The sequence below is a fragment of the Stenotrophomonas sp. YJH_SMC_127 genome (genome assembly GCF_059372445.1).
Window position 1 is genome coordinate 99,436 of record NZ_JCAFVO010000004.1, and the last position, 13,984, is coordinate 113,419.

Annotated in this window: 11 protein-coding genes and 1 riboswitch; of the genes, 5 read left to right on the plus strand and 6 right to left on the minus strand. The window is 67.7% G+C overall.

Translation table 11 applies throughout. The features are described 5' to 3' along the window. Positions 1-70 precede the first annotated feature (70 nt). On the minus strand, positions 71-2,782 hold the full coding sequence (ppc, locus tag AC5QAB_RS11115) for a phosphoenolpyruvate carboxylase (protein WP_197561675.1): 2,712 nt from the start codon (positions 2,780-2,782) through the stop codon (positions 71-73). A 237-nt stretch (positions 2,783-3,019) separates the two neighbouring features. Continuing rightward, positions 3,020-5,536 carry a S9 family peptidase gene (locus AC5QAB_RS11120; RefSeq protein WP_197561676.1) on the minus strand — a complete coding sequence of 839 codons (2,517 nt, stop codon included), beginning with the start codon at positions 5,534-5,536 and terminating at the stop codon, positions 3,020-3,022. Between the two features lie 120 nt (positions 5,537-5,656). Continuing rightward, positions 5,657-5,740: riboswitch (S-adenosyl-L-homocysteine riboswitch) on the plus strand. A gap of 36 nt (positions 5,741-5,776) precedes the next feature. Here AC5QAB_RS11120 and ahcY point away from each other — a divergent pair. The 5 genes from ahcY (at position 5,777) to AC5QAB_RS11145 (ending at position 10,731) form a co-directional block, all read left to right on the plus strand. Further along, the gene (ahcY, locus tag AC5QAB_RS11125) at positions 5,777-7,222 is read left to right on the plus strand and encodes an adenosylhomocysteinase (RefSeq protein WP_197561677.1); all 1,446 of its coding nucleotides are present in this window, start codon (positions 5,777-5,779) and stop codon (positions 7,220-7,222) included. Positions 7,223-7,480: 258 nt separating this feature from the next. After that, positions 7,481-8,269, plus strand: coding sequence for a lysozyme inhibitor LprI family protein (locus AC5QAB_RS11130; RefSeq protein WP_197561678.1), 789 nt, complete (start codon positions 7,481-7,483; stop codon positions 8,267-8,269). A 50-nt stretch (positions 8,270-8,319) separates the two neighbouring features. After that, positions 8,320-9,663 (plus strand): peptidoglycan-binding protein, encoded by a 1,344-nt coding sequence (locus tag AC5QAB_RS11135; RefSeq protein ID WP_495233389.1) that lies wholly within the window; start codon positions 8,320-8,322, stop codon positions 9,661-9,663. A 109-nt stretch (positions 9,664-9,772) separates the two neighbouring features. After that, positions 9,773-10,246, plus strand: coding sequence for a Cys-tRNA(Pro) deacylase (gene ybaK, locus AC5QAB_RS11140; RefSeq protein ID WP_014645957.1), 474 nt, complete (start codon positions 9,773-9,775; stop codon positions 10,244-10,246). Next, a complete protein-coding gene (locus tag AC5QAB_RS11145; RefSeq protein WP_197561680.1) occupies positions 10,246-10,731 on the plus strand; it encodes a hypothetical protein in 486 nt (161 codons plus the stop codon). The genes ybaK and AC5QAB_RS11145 overlap by 1 nt, the downstream gene beginning before the upstream one ends. A gap of 70 nt (positions 10,732-10,801) precedes the next feature. On the opposite strand, the gene AC5QAB_RS11150 is transcribed toward AC5QAB_RS11145, so the two are convergent. The 4 genes from AC5QAB_RS11150 to AC5QAB_RS11165 all read right to left on the minus strand — a co-directional run bounded on the left by AC5QAB_RS11150 (position 10,802) and on the right by AC5QAB_RS11165 (position 13,951). Next, the gene (locus AC5QAB_RS11150) at positions 10,802-11,437 is read right to left on the minus strand and encodes an energy transducer TonB (protein WP_134967123.1); all 636 of its coding nucleotides are present in this window, start codon (positions 11,435-11,437) and stop codon (positions 10,802-10,804) included. 101 nt (positions 11,438-11,538) lie between these two features. Then, on the minus strand, positions 11,539-12,123 hold the full coding sequence (locus tag AC5QAB_RS11155; protein WP_014645954.1) for a DUF3228 family protein: 585 nt from the start codon (positions 12,121-12,123) through the stop codon (positions 11,539-11,541). Between the two features lie 50 nt (positions 12,124-12,173). Then, positions 12,174-12,905, minus strand: coding sequence for a LytR/AlgR family response regulator transcription factor (locus AC5QAB_RS11160; protein WP_014645953.1), 732 nt, complete (start codon positions 12,903-12,905; stop codon positions 12,174-12,176). Beyond that, complete coding sequence (locus AC5QAB_RS11165) at positions 12,902-13,951, minus strand: sensor histidine kinase (RefSeq protein WP_014645952.1); 1,050 nt, start codon at positions 13,949-13,951, stop codon at positions 12,902-12,904. Before AC5QAB_RS11165 ends, AC5QAB_RS11160 begins: the two co-directional genes overlap by 4 nt. Positions 13,952-13,984 lie beyond the last annotated feature (33 nt).

Genomic DNA, 13,984 nt, shown 5'->3' on the forward strand with positions numbered 1-13,984 from the left:
TCATGAGGTTGCCGGCCAGCGGCCGGCACTACCATTGCGAATTCGCCGGGCCATGCCCGGCGGGTGCGGATCAACCGGTGTTCTGCACGCCCTGCGCAACACCGTTCACGCAGGCCACCAGCGCGCGCAGCAACCCGTCATCCTCGCGCCAGCTGGCCCGCCAGCGCTGCAACAGGTCCACCTGCAGCACGCTGATCGGATCGACGTAGGGATTGCGCAGGCGGATCGACAGCGCCAGCCGCGCATCGTGGTCGAGCAGCGTCCGCTGGCCCATCAGCGCCAGCAGCCAGTGCCCGGTGAGTTCCAGTTCGCGCTGCACCTGCGGGAAGAAGTGCCCGTGCCGTTCACCCGACAACAGCGAAAACTGCTCGGCGATGGTGATATCGCCCTTGGACAGCACCATCGCGATGTCGTCCAGGAAGGTGCGGAAGAACGGCCAGTCCCGCGCCATCTCGCGCAGGGTCTGTTCGTGGCCGGCAGCAACCGCCGCCTGCAGGCCACTGCCCACGCCGTACCAACCGGGAATCACCGCGCGCGCCTGGCTCCAGGCGAACACCCAGGGAATCGCACGCAGGTTGCCCAGCGCGGCGTCCTGGCCGAGCCGGCGCGATGGCCGCGAGCCCAGCGTCATGCGTTCGATCACGTCGATCGGCGTGGCGGTGCGGAAGTAGTCCATGAAGCCGGCCTGGCCAACGAACGCGCGATACACCTCGCTGCTGGCCGATGCCACCGCGTCCATCACCGGTCGCCACTCATCCTCGCGCGGCTCGGCGGCACGCGGGCGCAGGCTGGCACGCAGCACCGCACCGGTGGCCTGCTCCAGCGAGCGCAGGGCCAGCGCACGGATGCCGTACTTGCGATGGATCACCTCGCCCTGCTCGGTCACCCGCAGGCGGCCATCGATGCTGCCGCGCGGCGATGCGTCCACCGCGTGCGTGGTCTTGCCGCCACCGCGGCTGATCGAGCCGCCACGGCCATGGAAGAAGGTCAGGCGGATGCCGGCCTCGGCCGCCACCTCCAGCAGCTCCACCTGTGCACGCTGCAGGCCCCAGCGCGATGCGGCGATGCCACCGTCCTTGCTGCTGTCCGAATAGCCCAGCATCACCATCTGCACGTCATCGCGCGCTTGCAGGTGCGCGCGATAGATCGGGTCGGCCAGCAGATCACGCAGGGTCGCGGTGCCGCGCTTGAGGTCCTCCACCGTCTCGAACAGCGGCGCGATATCCAGCGGTACTGATCCGTTCTCTTCCACCAGGCCGCCACGGCGCGCCAGCGCCAGCACCGCCAGCACGTCGCTGCGGTCATGTGCCATCGAGATGATGTAGCTGCCCAGTGCATCGCCACCATGCCGCGCACGGGCATCGGCCAGTGCGGCGAACACGGCGTCCAGTCGCCGGTTGCCTTCGTCGTCGCCCTTCGGCAACGGCGCGTCACCACTGGCATGCGGCGCCAGCAGGCGTGCGCGGCCCAAGGCATCCAGACCGTCCCACGCTGCGTCGCCGCCCAGCACCGTGGCCAGCGCGCGCGCGTGCACGCTCGATTCCTGGCGCACGTCCAACCGCGCCAGGTGGAAGCCGAAGGTCTTCACCCGCCACAGCAGGCGCTGCACGGCGAAGCCACCGGCATGTTCGCCGCGGTTGGCGCGCAGGCTGTCGAGGATCAGCTGCAGGTCGTCGATCAGTTCGTCCGGACCGGCGTAGGCGCCTTCGCCGTCATCCAACGTGGCCTGCAGGCGTGCACGCATGCGGTCGTTGAGCAGGCGGTACGGCATGTCGGCATGGCGCGGGCGCGACTGCACCTGCGGCAGCAGCTGCTGGTAGTGCGCCACGCGCGCCTGCAGCGCCTCGCTCACGCCCACCCGCTCGGTGGACTGGCTGAGCAGGCTGGCCAGCTGCAGCAGTTCCTTCTGGTAGCGACCCAGCACGGCCTGCCGCTGCGCGTCCAGCGTAGTGCGGATGGTGTGGGCATCCACGTTCGGGTTGCCGTCCATGTCGCCGCCCACCCACGTACCGAAGCGCAGCAGGCGCGGCAGCGGCAGTTCTTCGCCGTAGGTATCGCGCAGCGCCTGCTGCAGCGATTCGTACAGCACCGGGATCACCCGGTACAGCACCTGCACCAGATAGAAGCCGACGTGCTCGCGCTCGTCATCGACGGTAGGCCGCACCGGCGAGGAATCGGTGGTTTGCCACGAAGCGGTCAGCGCCATGCGGAAGCGCGCAGCATCGGCGGCCGCTTCCCCCGGCGTGCGCTGGCCGTCGAGGTTGTCGACCAGGCTGGCCACCATCAGCTGCTCTTTCTCCAGCAGCGCGCGGCGCACCGCTTCGGTCGGGTGCGCGGTGAACACCGGTTCGATGTCGATGCGCGGCAGCCACTGCGCCAGCTCATCCAGGCCCACGCCCTGCGCCTTCAGGTGCTGCAGCGCATCCTGCAGGCCGTCGGGCTGCGCCCCGGCGGTACCGGCACGCTGGTAATCACGGCGGCGGCGGATGCGATGCACGCGCTCGGCGATGTTGACCACCTGGAAGTAGGTGCTGAAGGCCCGCACCATGGTCTCGGCCTGCTGCGGCGTGCGCCCGGCCAGCCCTTCGGCCAGCTCCGACAGCGGCGCCTGGTTCTCGCGGCGGGCAATGGCGCGGGTGCGCACGTCCTCGACATCGTCGAGAAACGCGGCCGAAACCTGTTCGACCAGCAGGTCACCCACCAGTGCGCCGAGCCGGCGCACGTCATCGCGAAGCGGAAGATCGGGGGAAGCAAACTCGATGCTGCTGCGGTACTCGTTCATCGGCGACGCACAGGCCTCGGTCAACGGATCCAGACCCCAAGCCTATCCCAGATCGGGCGTCGTGCTGCGATGCAAGAATGGTTTCATCTGCACGTATCCATGGCGGACGCAGCCGAGCATGGGCTCGGCTCTACAAGCGTCATGGCGCGTGACACCGTGTAGCGCCCGAGCCCATGCTCGGGCGGCGGCGCAGCCGCACAGGCGGCCGCTGTTGCAGCGGCCACCCTCATGCACGTATCAGCGCTTCTTTTTCGCCGTGCCCTGCTCGGCCGGGCCGATGGTCTGCTCCAGCCAGCGCTCGCTCTCGGCCAGCATGGTCATGATCGATTCGCGTGCGCGGTAGGCATGCGATTCGTTGGGCAGCATCACCAGCCGCGCGGTGCCACCCAGGCCCTTCACCGCCGCGAACATGCGCTCGCTCTGGATCGGGAACGTGCCGGAGTTGTTGTCGTCCACGCCGTGGATGAACAGGATCGGATCCTTGATCCTGTCGGCGTAATTGAACGGCGCCATCTTCTGGTAGACGTCCTGCGCCTGCCAGTAGTTGCGCTCCTCGGCCTGGAAGCCGAACGGCGTGAGCGTGCGGTTGTAGGCGCCGCTGCGCGCAATGCCCGCCTTGAACAGGCGGGTGTGTGCCAGCAGGTTGGCCGTCATGAACGCACCGTACGAATGGCCACCAATGGCGATGTGATCGCGGTCGGTCACGCCACGCCGCACCACTTCATCCACGGCCGCCTGCGCATTGGCCACCAGCTGTTCGATGTAGGTGTCGTTCGGCTCCTTGTCGCCCTCGCCGATGATCGGCATCGACGGGCTGGCCAGCACCACGTAACCCTTGGCCAGGAACGCCTGCGGACCCCAGTAGCTGACCGCATTGAAGCGATACGGCGAATCGGTCACCTGGCTGGCCGCGGCCGCGCTCTTGAACTCGCCCGGGTAGGCCCACATCAGCAGCGGGCGCGGGCCGTCGCGCTTCGGGTCGTATCCCGGCGGCAGCAGCAGGGTCGCGGTCAGGTCGACGCCGTCCTTGCGCTTGTAGCGGATCTGCTCCTTCTGCACACCCTTCAGCTGCGGCAGCGGATGCGCGAAATGGGTCAGCGCGCGCGGTGCGCTCCCAGCATCGGCCAGCGACTGCACGTAGAAGTTGGCCGGCTCGTCCGGGCTCTCGCGGCTCAGCAGCAGCGAACTGCCCTGCTTGTCCAGCAATGCCACCGGCAGCGCATAGCTCGGTGCCTGCGAGTGGAACAGGCGCGTTGCCTTGCCCGTGGCGATGTCGAAGCGGTCCACGAACGGACGGTCGCCTTCCGGCGAAGCACCGGCGCCGGCCAGGTACAGGCTGCCGCCATCGGCGCTGGTCTGCAGCAGCGAACGGCCGCGCTCGTCGCTGGCCCGCAGCGGCCGGCCCGGATCGGCGTAGCGGTCCTGCGCATCGCGATCCCACAGCAGGCGCGGTTCGGCGCTGGCATTGTCCGGGGCGATCAGCCAGGTCTTGGTCCTGCGGGTCTTCCACCACGATTCGGTCAGCAGGGCCAGGTCGCCACGGCCCCAGCTGATACCGGCCAGGCGGCTACCCAGCTGGGCCAGCGTCACCGGCGGCGTGTCGAACGGCGCGGCCTGCATCAGCACCGCATCGCGCACCTTGGCATCCCTGTTCGGGTCGCCACCATCCTGCGCTTCGGCCCAGACCAGGGTCGCGTCGGCATCACCACGCCAGCCGATGTCACGCACGCCGGTCACTTCGGCGTCGTTGCCGGTCGGCAGGCCTTCCACCAGCGGACGCACGGCCACGGTATGCACCAGCTTGCCGCTGGCACGGTCGATCACTTCAATGCGGCGCGGGAAACTGCTCACCGGCACCACGTAGGAATACGGGCGCTGCACCGGCTGGCGCAGCACGAAGCGGCCATCCGGCGACACGGAGAAGCCCATGAAGATGCCGGCCGCGCCGATCGGGCGGGTGCTGCCATCCAGGCTGACTTCCACCGGCTGTGTGGTGGCGTAGTAGTCGAACTGGCGCGCGTCAGCCTCGTTCTTCAGCAGGTCCTGGTAGGTACGGATCGACACCACGCCATCGCCCTGGCGGGTCTGCTGCACGGCCGGGCCGGTCGGGATGCCGTCGGTGGCCGGGGCCGCACCGAGGTTGGCCGGGCGGGTGAACACCACCAGCCCGCGGCTGTCCGGCAGCCACTGGTAACCGCTGCCGATCACCGTGTTCAAGCCGGCAACCAGGCGGCGGGCGCTGCCGGCGGCCACGTCCACCAGCCACAGTTCGTTGGCGCCGCTGATGGCGTCGACCTGGTTGAAAGCGAGCCACTTCTGATCCGGAGACCACATCAGGCTGGCGATCGACAGCGTGGCCGGCAGGCCGCTGATCTGCCGTTCCTTGCCATCGGCCACGTTCATCAGCCACACCTTCTCGCCGAAGCTGAAACGGCTGTCGGAGAACGTGCGCGGGTTGATGCGCAGGCCGGCCAGCTTCAGTTCCGGCTGCGCCACCACCCGGATCGGCGGCAGCGACGGCACCTGCATCAACGCGGCCATGTCGCGGCGAGGCGACAGGTGCAGCGACGGCGCGCGCGGTGCGTCGACCACCGCCTGCAGCGCCGCCGAGGGCAGTTCGTAGCCATTGGCACCCTGCGCCTGTGCTGCAGCGGGCTGTGGGGCCACCGCCCAGGCCAGCGGGGCCACGGCCAGCAGTCCCATCGACAGGACCAGGCCGGTCCAGCGCCGCGTACGGCGCGCGTGCATGCTCATCGTTCTACCTGCGTGATGCGTGAAAGCACCGACCTTAACAGGCCGTGCACGCGCCCCCATCTGCCGATGGTTGGGTCATCCGGATGTCATGCCGGGGCCGCGATATAATGGGGGTTCTCCCCTGCCGAGGGGCGCTGCGACCGGATCCGATGAGGCCCGGCCAGGCTCGGTAAGGTGGCTTTGTAACAACGGCGCCCGGCTAGATGCGAGCACCCGCTCGCCCACAACCGGAGCACACGAATGAACGCTGTTGCCAAGACCTTCTCCACCGAAGGTGATTACAAGATCCGCGACATCACGCTGGCCGACTGGGGCCGCAAGGAACTGGACATCGCCGAGCACGAAATGCCGGGCCTGATGTCGATCCGCCGCAAGTACCAGGCCGAGCTGCCGCTGAAGGGCGTGCGCGTGACCGGCTCGCTGCACATGACCATCCAGACAGCGGTGCTGATCGAGACCCTGAAGGACATCGGCGCCGACGTGCGCTGGGCCTCGTGCAACATCTTCTCGACCCAGGACCACGCGGCTGCCGCCATCGCCGCCACCGGCACCCCGGTGTTCGCCTGGAAGGGCGAGACCCTGGAAGAGTACTGGGACTGCACCCTGGACGCGCTGACCTTCACCCTGGCCGACGGCACCCTGACCGGCCCGGAACTGGTGGTGGACGACGGCGGTGACGTGACCCTGCTGATCCACAAGGGCTACGAACTGGAAAACGGCAGCGACTGGGTCAACACCGCGTCCGCCTCGCACGAAGAACAGGTCATCAAGAACCTGCTCAAGCGCGTCGCCAAGGAGCGCCCGGGTTACTGGGGCCGCGTGGTCAAGGACTGGAAGGGCGTCTCCGAAGAGACCACCACCGGCGTGCATCGCCTGTACCAGCTGGCCCAGGCCGGCACCCTGCTGATCCCGGCGATCAACGTCAACGACTCGGTCACCAAGAGCAAGTTCGACAACCTGTATGGCTGCCGCGAGTCGCTGGCCGACGGCCTGAAGCGCGCGATGGACGTGATGCTGGCCGGCAAGGTAGCCGTGGTCTGTGGCTACGGCGATGTCGGCAAGGGCTGCGCCGCGTCGCTGCGTGCCTACGGCGCGCGCGTGATCGTCACCGAGATCGACCCGATCTGCGCCCTGCAGGCGGCGATGGAAGGCTATGAAGTCAACACCATCGAATCGACCCTGGGCCGTGCCGACCTGTACGTCACCACCACCGGCAACAGGGACATCATCCGCATCGAGCACCTGCGCGCGATGAAGGACCAGGCCATTGTCTGCAACATCGGCCACTTCGACAACGAGATCCAGGTCGACGCACTGGTGTCCTTCGCCGGCATCAAGCACGTCAACATCAAGCCGCAGGTCGACAAGTACATCTTCCCGAACGGCAATGCGATCTTCCTGCTGGCCGAAGGCCGCCTGGTGAACCTGGGCTGCGCCACCGGCCACCCGAGCTTCGTGATGTCCAACAGCTTCGCCAACCAGACCCTGGCACAGATCGACCTGTGGGCGAACAAGGACAGCTACGAGAAGAAGGTGTACCTGCTGCCGAAGAAGCTGGACGAAGAAGTGGCTCGCCTGCACCTGGAAAAGATCGGCGTGAAGCTGACCACCCTGAGCCAGGAACAGGCCGACTACATCGGCGTGCCGGTGGAAGGCCCGTTCAAGCCGGACCACTACCGCTACTGATCGTGCGCGGTGCCGGCCAGCGGCCGGCACTACCGGCGCAGGCGGGGTCGGATCCCTTTCCGCAGGAAAGGGCGCTGACCCCGGCAACAGATGCAGACAGAACGGGCGCCTTCGGGCGCCCGTTCTGCGTTGCGTCGCCCCGCAGCAGATCCGCGCGCCCTGTCACAGTGCCCTAAGAAGCCGCTTGCTAGTCTCTATGCCCCCATGGACTGCCAACTGCAGGCCATGCGCCGGGACGCAGACAGCAAAGGACAGGACATGCCGCGCAACAATGACCGAGTGACCCGGGCGATGAAGCCCCTGATGATCCTGTGCTGGGTGGCCCTGCTGGCCGCCTGCAGCCCGCCTGGCAGCGATGCCGGTGCCAGCGCGCCGGCAGCGAACACCGGCCAGGCAAGCACCGACGGCAAGGCAACCAGCACCCCGGCAGCGGCCACGGGCAGCAGCGCTGCCTGCGCCGAGGGGGCATCACAGGTGCAGACCCTGATCTGCAACGACCCCGCCCTGTTGCAGCAGGAAGGCGAGCTGGCCAAGGCTGAAGCCTCCGCACGCGACACCCTCGATGCCGCCGGCAAGGACAAGCTGCAGGCCGAGCAGCAGCGCTGGATCCAGCATACGCGCGACCTGTGCGGTGACGCGCACTGCCTGCAACAGGTATTTGCCGATCGCCTCAAGGTGCTCTCGGCCACGCGCGACGGCCTGGTCGACCAGGACGCCTGCGAAGTGCCCGACGGCCAGCAGCAGTGCGTGGACCTGCTGGTGCTGCGCGACCCCAACAGCCAGTTGGCGAACTTCAACACGCTGCTGGGAGAAAACGGCCAGGAAGGCCGCCTGCTGGGCTGTACGGCCGCCACCAACGTGGGCGGTGGCCCCAACGCCGTGCTGGCGGCCAACTGCATCCAGGAAACCACCGCCGGCAAGCGCAACGTGCAGCTGTGCAGTAACCAGATGATCGGCCAGTTCGCCCTCGAACCGGCATCGGCCGCCTACGGCACCCAGGCCGTCCGCCAGCTGCTCGGCTTCACGCAGCAGCACTGCGCCGGCTGACATCCGCTGGGTGCGCCCGGCGCTTTTTCCCACATTGAAGGACGATGACCATGGCAAAGGATTCCACCCTTACCCGCGAACAACTGTCCACGCTGTTCCTCAACACGGAGCTGGGCGGCAACACCCGCCACCTGGACCACTTCTCATACGCGCAGAAAGGCGCAAGCACCTACTCGTTCGGACTGGTGCAGTTCGATGTCGGCGGCAATCCACAGGCCAGGCGTTTCCTGCGCGACAACGGCTTCACCGCCGCTGACATCGAACTGCTGTCCCAGCAGGGCGGATTGAGCACCCGGCAGCTGGCGGCGCTTGACGCCAAGTTGCAGGCCATTCCGCAGGCGAAGATGGACCAGCTCACCAACGACAAGCTGGACAGCGCCATCGAGCGCGTCGATGAAGCCATCGCCAAGGTGCGTGCCACCAACCCGGCCGCCGCCGATGCCATCGCGGCCAACCCCGAACTGCAGCTGGCCATGGCCGACTATGACAACCAGTTCGGCGGCATGGGCCCGCAGTTCATCAGCTATCTGGCCGGCAACGCGGAAAAGCTGCTGGGCGGTACGGTCCAGGCCGGCAATCCGCCGACCCGCAGCGACGTGCAGAACTTCGTCGATGCCACCAAGTACGGCATCCAGTCGCCGGCCGCGGTGACCAGCCGCGATGAGCGCTTCGACCGGGCCATGACCCAGCTGGGCATCACCCCCACCCATGCCCCCTCGCACGGGTCGCCCGGCGCGCCCGGCGGCAACGGCGTACTGGTCAGCGGCGCCAGGGGCGATGAGGTAAAGGCGATGCAGCAGAAGCTGGCCGACCTGGGCTACCTGGGCAAGGACGGCAAGCCATTGGTAGCCGATGGCGATTTCGGGCCCGGCACCCTGGAAGCGGTCAAGCAGTTCCAGCGTGAGCACCAGCTCACCGTCGATGGCAAGGTCGGTGCCACCACCCTGGGTGCGCTCGACAAGGCCATCGCGCAACAGCAACAGCAGGCCGCCGAACCGACCATGGCCACCCCCGGCCATGCCGACAACCCACGTTACCAGCAGGTCGTGGAAAAGCTGGAAACGCTGGAAGAACAACGCCGCCAGGGTGGCCTGGCGCCACTGTTCAATGACCGCAGCCAGCTCGAGAACGCCGCGGGCCTGGTGGCTTACGAGTCCAAGCTGGCTGGCATGAGCCAGGTCGATACCGTGCTGGCGCGGCCGGACAACCAGGGCGTGTTCGCCGTGCAGGGCCAGCTTGGCGATCCCGCCATGCACCGCACTTACGTCGACCTGTCGCAGGCGGCGAACCACACGCTGCAGGACAGCACGCGGCATAGCCAGGCGCTGGACAACGAACTGTCGCAGCGACAGACCCAGGAACAGATTCAGACGCAGCAGTCGATGTCGCGCTGACGCGGGATGCCGACGATCACAGCCGGGACGGGCCCTTCGGGGGCCCGTCCTGCGTTGATGCGCGAGTTTCGGTCAAGGCAATATCCCTACCTCGCGCTAGGATGCGCCCATGACCCCGGCCATCAACCTGCTCAAGCGCGAGAAGATCGCCCACACCGTGCGCAGCTACGTGCACGACGCCCACGCCGAATCGTATGGCGGCGAAGCCGTCGACAAGCTCGGCCTCGACCCGGCCCAGGTGTTCAAGACCCTGCTGGCCAGCACGGAAGCACACGAACTGCTGGTGGCGATCGTGCCGGTCGCCGGCCAGCTCGACCTGAAGGCGCTGGCCGAAGCCGCCGGCTGCAAGAAGTGCGAGATGGCCGCCGCCGATGCCGCACAGCGCGCGACCGGCTACCTGGTCGGTGGCATCAGCCCGCTGGGGCAGAAGAAACGCCTGCGCACGTTCCTGGACGCCAGTGCCGAAGCGCTGCCCGCGCTGCATGTCAGCGCCGGGCGCCGCGGCCTCGAGGTAGAACTGGCACCGGCCGACCTTCTGCGCCTCACCGCCGGCCACTACGCTGCCATCGGCAAGTCACGCTGATGCGCTGGCCGTGGTCTGCAGCGCCGGTACCCCGGCTCGAAGATGCACAGGCCGACGTGCTGCTGCAGGACCTGCTGTCGCGCGATGCCACGCGCATCACCGATGCCGCACGCACGGTGGCACGGCTGTTCAGCACCGCGTCGTTGGACGCGTTGGTCGCACATGCGGATACGATCGAACGCAGCTGCGAGGGCATCGCCCTTGGCGGCATGCTGATCAGCAACCAGGCGCACCTGAAGGCGGCCCTGCAACGGCTGCGCTACTGGCGGGCGCGTGAGGGGTGCCTGTGCGCACTCTATCCTTCTTATGTGTTCTTCAACCCGGCACCGCTGCTGGAACAGGGCCACGTGCTGCTGCTCGGACGAGGCGAGGCCGAGGATGGCTGGGGTGAGTGCTACCGGGTGACGTGCACGTCCTGCACGCAGCCGTGGAGCGCCACCGAGCGTGAATACCACTACCCGTGGTGGGAGTGGAAGCGCCTCTGACAGTGATGCAGCCACGCACGGCGTGGCTCCGCTGCGGTACGTCTAGATCCATGCCATGCGTGGATGACGCTCACTCCACGAATTCATACCGCATCGGCATGCGCACGAGGGTCAACGCCGGCACCGTACCCTTCGCATCGGCGCGGCTGAAACGCCAGCCCTGCAGCTCCTCCGCTGCAGCGTCATCCAGCAACGCATGACCGCTGGAGGTCTCCACGATCACGGCCGCAACGCGCCCCCGCGCATCGACCAACGCCTTCAGCATGCTGCGGCCGGACAGCCCCTGCCGCATGGCCTCCACCGGATAGCGCGGCGACACGCCGTGTGGAGGCAGCCAGGGAATACCTTCACCCGCGAACAGATCCCGTTTGCTGCGTGCCGCGCAGGACGTCGGCAGGCGCAGCTGCAGGGATACCTGCACCTCATTCACGGTCACGTGCGCCGGCGCGGCGCAGGCATGCTGCACCAGCGCCTCCAGCATTCGTTGCTGCCGACGCAGCGCGTTGCCATTGGCCGCCGCCACTTCAATCACGCAGCGGCCGTCCTGCGGCTGCATCGACAGCGCGGTCACGCCTGCATCGCGCAGCCCGGGAAGGCGTGCCATGGGTTCGCAGGCCATCCCGGCAGAGGGCTTCGCGGCCAGTACCTGGGTGGCGGGCAGCGTGCCCGCCAGCAACATCAGGATCATCCTTGCCCAGACCGCCATGCCCTGCCCTCCTTGGGTTTGCCTGGCCCGATCATAGCGCGCGCCTGGGGTCGGATCCCGTCCTCAGGAAAAGGCTTCGACCGGGGGCTCGAATGATCGGGTCAGAGCCCTGCGATGCGGGGATCCGACCCCGGCCGCCAGTTGGCGTTGTTCTCCCAGAACTCCACCGAGCGCCGGTAGGCCTCCTTGTCCAATGGCACGCCGGAACCGCCCTCCTCCACGCCCAGCGCATTGCGCATCATGGTGATCGGCGCCATCGGCACTTCTTCCGGTTCGGCGGTATAGATGCAGCCGACGATGCCCCAGTCGGCTTCGATCGGTGAGCCTTCCCTGGCCAGCTGCTCGGCGTTGTACAGGATCACCACCAGGTAGTTCGCGCGCGGCGACTCCACGCCCTCGAACCAGCGCACCAGTACCGGCAGTTCCTCGCGGTTGCGCGCTTCGTAGCCGCTGCGCAGCTGGTGGCGGTTGGCCTCGGTGACCGGCACCGTCAGGCAGCGCGTGCTGGTCCAGTTCTCGTAGACGAACAACTTGCAGAACGGGGCGTAGCCGTCGAGCACCTTCAGCGGCGCGTGCGCATTGAGGTGTGCCTCGAACTGCTCGGCAGTGCAGTCCTGGATGGTATTGCCGCGTGGCACGCGCGGGAACAGGCGGGGACGGGCGAAATCGGTGAGGACGATGGACATGGCGCGGCGTGATCTGGGAATCCGCTGCACAGGGTAACCGCTGGCAGCACCTACAACGCCATCCGCTCGCGCAGCTCGCGTGCCTGCCGCCGCGATACCTCCACCTCGCTGCCATCATCCAGCGTCAGGTCATAGCCGTCGCCGATGCTGGGCGACACCCCACGGATACGGCGCAGGTTGACCAGTGTGTTGCGGTTGGCGCGGAAGAAAAGATCCGGCGGCAGACGTGCTTCCAGCGCGCTCAGGCTGCGGGTCAGCAGTGCGTTCTGGTCGCGGAACCACAGCCGCGTGTAGTTGCCATCCACCACCAGCCGACGGATCTCGGAGACTGCCACGAACCAGCAGCGTTCACCCTCGCGCACGAACACCTGGTCGTGCGCACCCAGCGTGCCGCGCGATTCCGGCACGTCGGCCGCAACCGCCTCGCACTGCCGCGCCCGCTCGAGCGCTTCCAGCAGCCGCGGCGCCTCCACCGGCTTCACCAGATAGTCCAGCGCGTTGGCCTGGAACGCACGCACCGCATAGGTGTCGTAGGCGGTGACGAAGACCACGGCCGGCACCGTGTCCAGGCCGTCCAGCACGTCGAAACCACTGCCGGAGGGCATCTGCACATCCAGCAGCACCAGGTCCGGTGCCAGCGTGGTGATCGCCTCGCGTGCGGCGGGCACGTCGTCGGCCTCGCCCACGCACTGCACCCACGGCAGCGCCGACAGCAGCGTGCGCAGCTCCTGCCGGGCCAGCCGTGCGTCATCGACGATCAACACGCGCAGCATGCCAGTCATTGCGGAATCTCCAGCAGGGCCTGCATGCGGTCACCGGCCGGTTGCAGCACGAATCGGCCACGCATGCCCAGCTGCGCACGCAGGTAGGCCAGGCCGACGCCATGGCCATGGGTGGGTTCGCTGCCGGTTGGAAGTGGATTGTCCACCTGCAACCGCAGCACGTCATTGTCCAGCGTGGCGCGGATCTGCACCTCGCCGCCGCCGGGTCGGCTGGCGATACCGTGCTTGATCGCGTTCTCCACCAGCAACTGCAACGCCATCGCCGGCAGCTGCGCCTGCGTGGCATCGGCATCGATCTGCTGCCGCACCTGCAGGCGCTGTTCGAAATGGACCGCCTCGATGGCCAGGTAATCATCGACCACCGCCAGTTCCTCGGCCAGCGTGACCTGCTCGCTGCGGTTGTGGGCGAGCGCCTGGCGCAGCGTGCGCGACAGGCGGGTGACCATGTCACGGGCCCGTTCCGGGTCTTCCAGGATCAGCGCACGCAGGTTGTTCAGCGCATTGAACATGAAATGCGGATTGAGCCGCGCACGCAGTGCGTCACGTTCCAGCGCACTGCGTTCGGCTTCGGCGCGCAGGCGTGCCAGCTCGCTGTAGCGTGCCCGCCGCAGGCCGTGCAGGCCCGCCCACAAACCGGTCCACACCAGCAGGAACAACGCGGTGTTCATCCAGTACAGCAGCACCGAAGACCACTGGTAATCCGCATGGCCGCCAGGCAGCTGCACCCAACCCAGCGCCAGCGCCGGCAGCAGCAGCGCCGCCGTTACCGCCTGTGCGACGCTGGCCCCGAGCACCACGCCGGCAGCCAGTTTCAGCACCAGGCTGCCCAGGCTGCCCTCCCACCAGCGCTGGCGCAGTGCAACCGAACGCAATGCGCCGCTGCACAGCCAGAGTGAGACCGCGACGCTGACGGTGATCAGCACGATGCCACTGAACACGATGCCGCCACCGATCCGCATGCCGACCCACAGCCCGTACAGCGCATAGCCGGCCCATGCCAGTGCATTGAGCGTCCAGAAACGGCGGGAAGGCGTGGTGGCGTCCATGCGGGCTCTCGGCGGTGGCAGGAGGGCGGACAA

Bases quoted from the DNA above. Each gene is read 5' to 3' on its own strand.
- ppc (WP_197561675.1), bottom strand. From the start codon at position 2,782: ATGAACGAGTACCGCAGCAGCATCGAGTTTGCTTCCCCCGATCTTCCG.
- AC5QAB_RS11120 (WP_197561676.1), bottom strand. From the start codon at position 5,536: ATGAGCATGCACGCGCGCCGTACGCGGCGCTGGACCGGCCTGGTCCTG.
- ahcY (WP_197561677.1), top strand. From the start codon at position 5,777: ATGAACGCTGTTGCCAAGACCTTCTCCACCGAAGGTGATTACAAGATC.
- AC5QAB_RS11130 (WP_197561678.1), top strand. From the start codon at position 7,481: ATGCCGCGCAACAATGACCGAGTGACCCGGGCGATGAAGCCCCTGATG.
- AC5QAB_RS11135 (WP_495233389.1), top strand. From the start codon at position 8,320: ATGGCAAAGGATTCCACCCTTACCCGCGAACAACTGTCCACGCTGTTC.
- ybaK (WP_014645957.1), top strand. From the start codon at position 9,773: ATGACCCCGGCCATCAACCTGCTCAAGCGCGAGAAGATCGCCCACACC.
- AC5QAB_RS11145 (WP_197561680.1), top strand. From the start codon at position 10,246: ATGCGCTGGCCGTGGTCTGCAGCGCCGGTACCCCGGCTCGAAGATGCA.
- AC5QAB_RS11150 (WP_134967123.1), bottom strand. From the start codon at position 11,437: ATGGCGGTCTGGGCAAGGATGATCCTGATGTTGCTGGCGGGCACGCTG.
- AC5QAB_RS11155 (WP_014645954.1), bottom strand. From the start codon at position 12,123: ATGTCCATCGTCCTCACCGATTTCGCCCGTCCCCGCCTGTTCCCGCGC.
- AC5QAB_RS11160 (WP_014645953.1), bottom strand. From the start codon at position 12,905: ATGACTGGCATGCTGCGCGTGTTGATCGTCGATGACGCACGGCTGGCC.
- AC5QAB_RS11165 (WP_014645952.1), bottom strand. From the start codon at position 13,951: ATGGACGCCACCACGCCTTCCCGCCGTTTCTGGACGCTCAATGCACTG.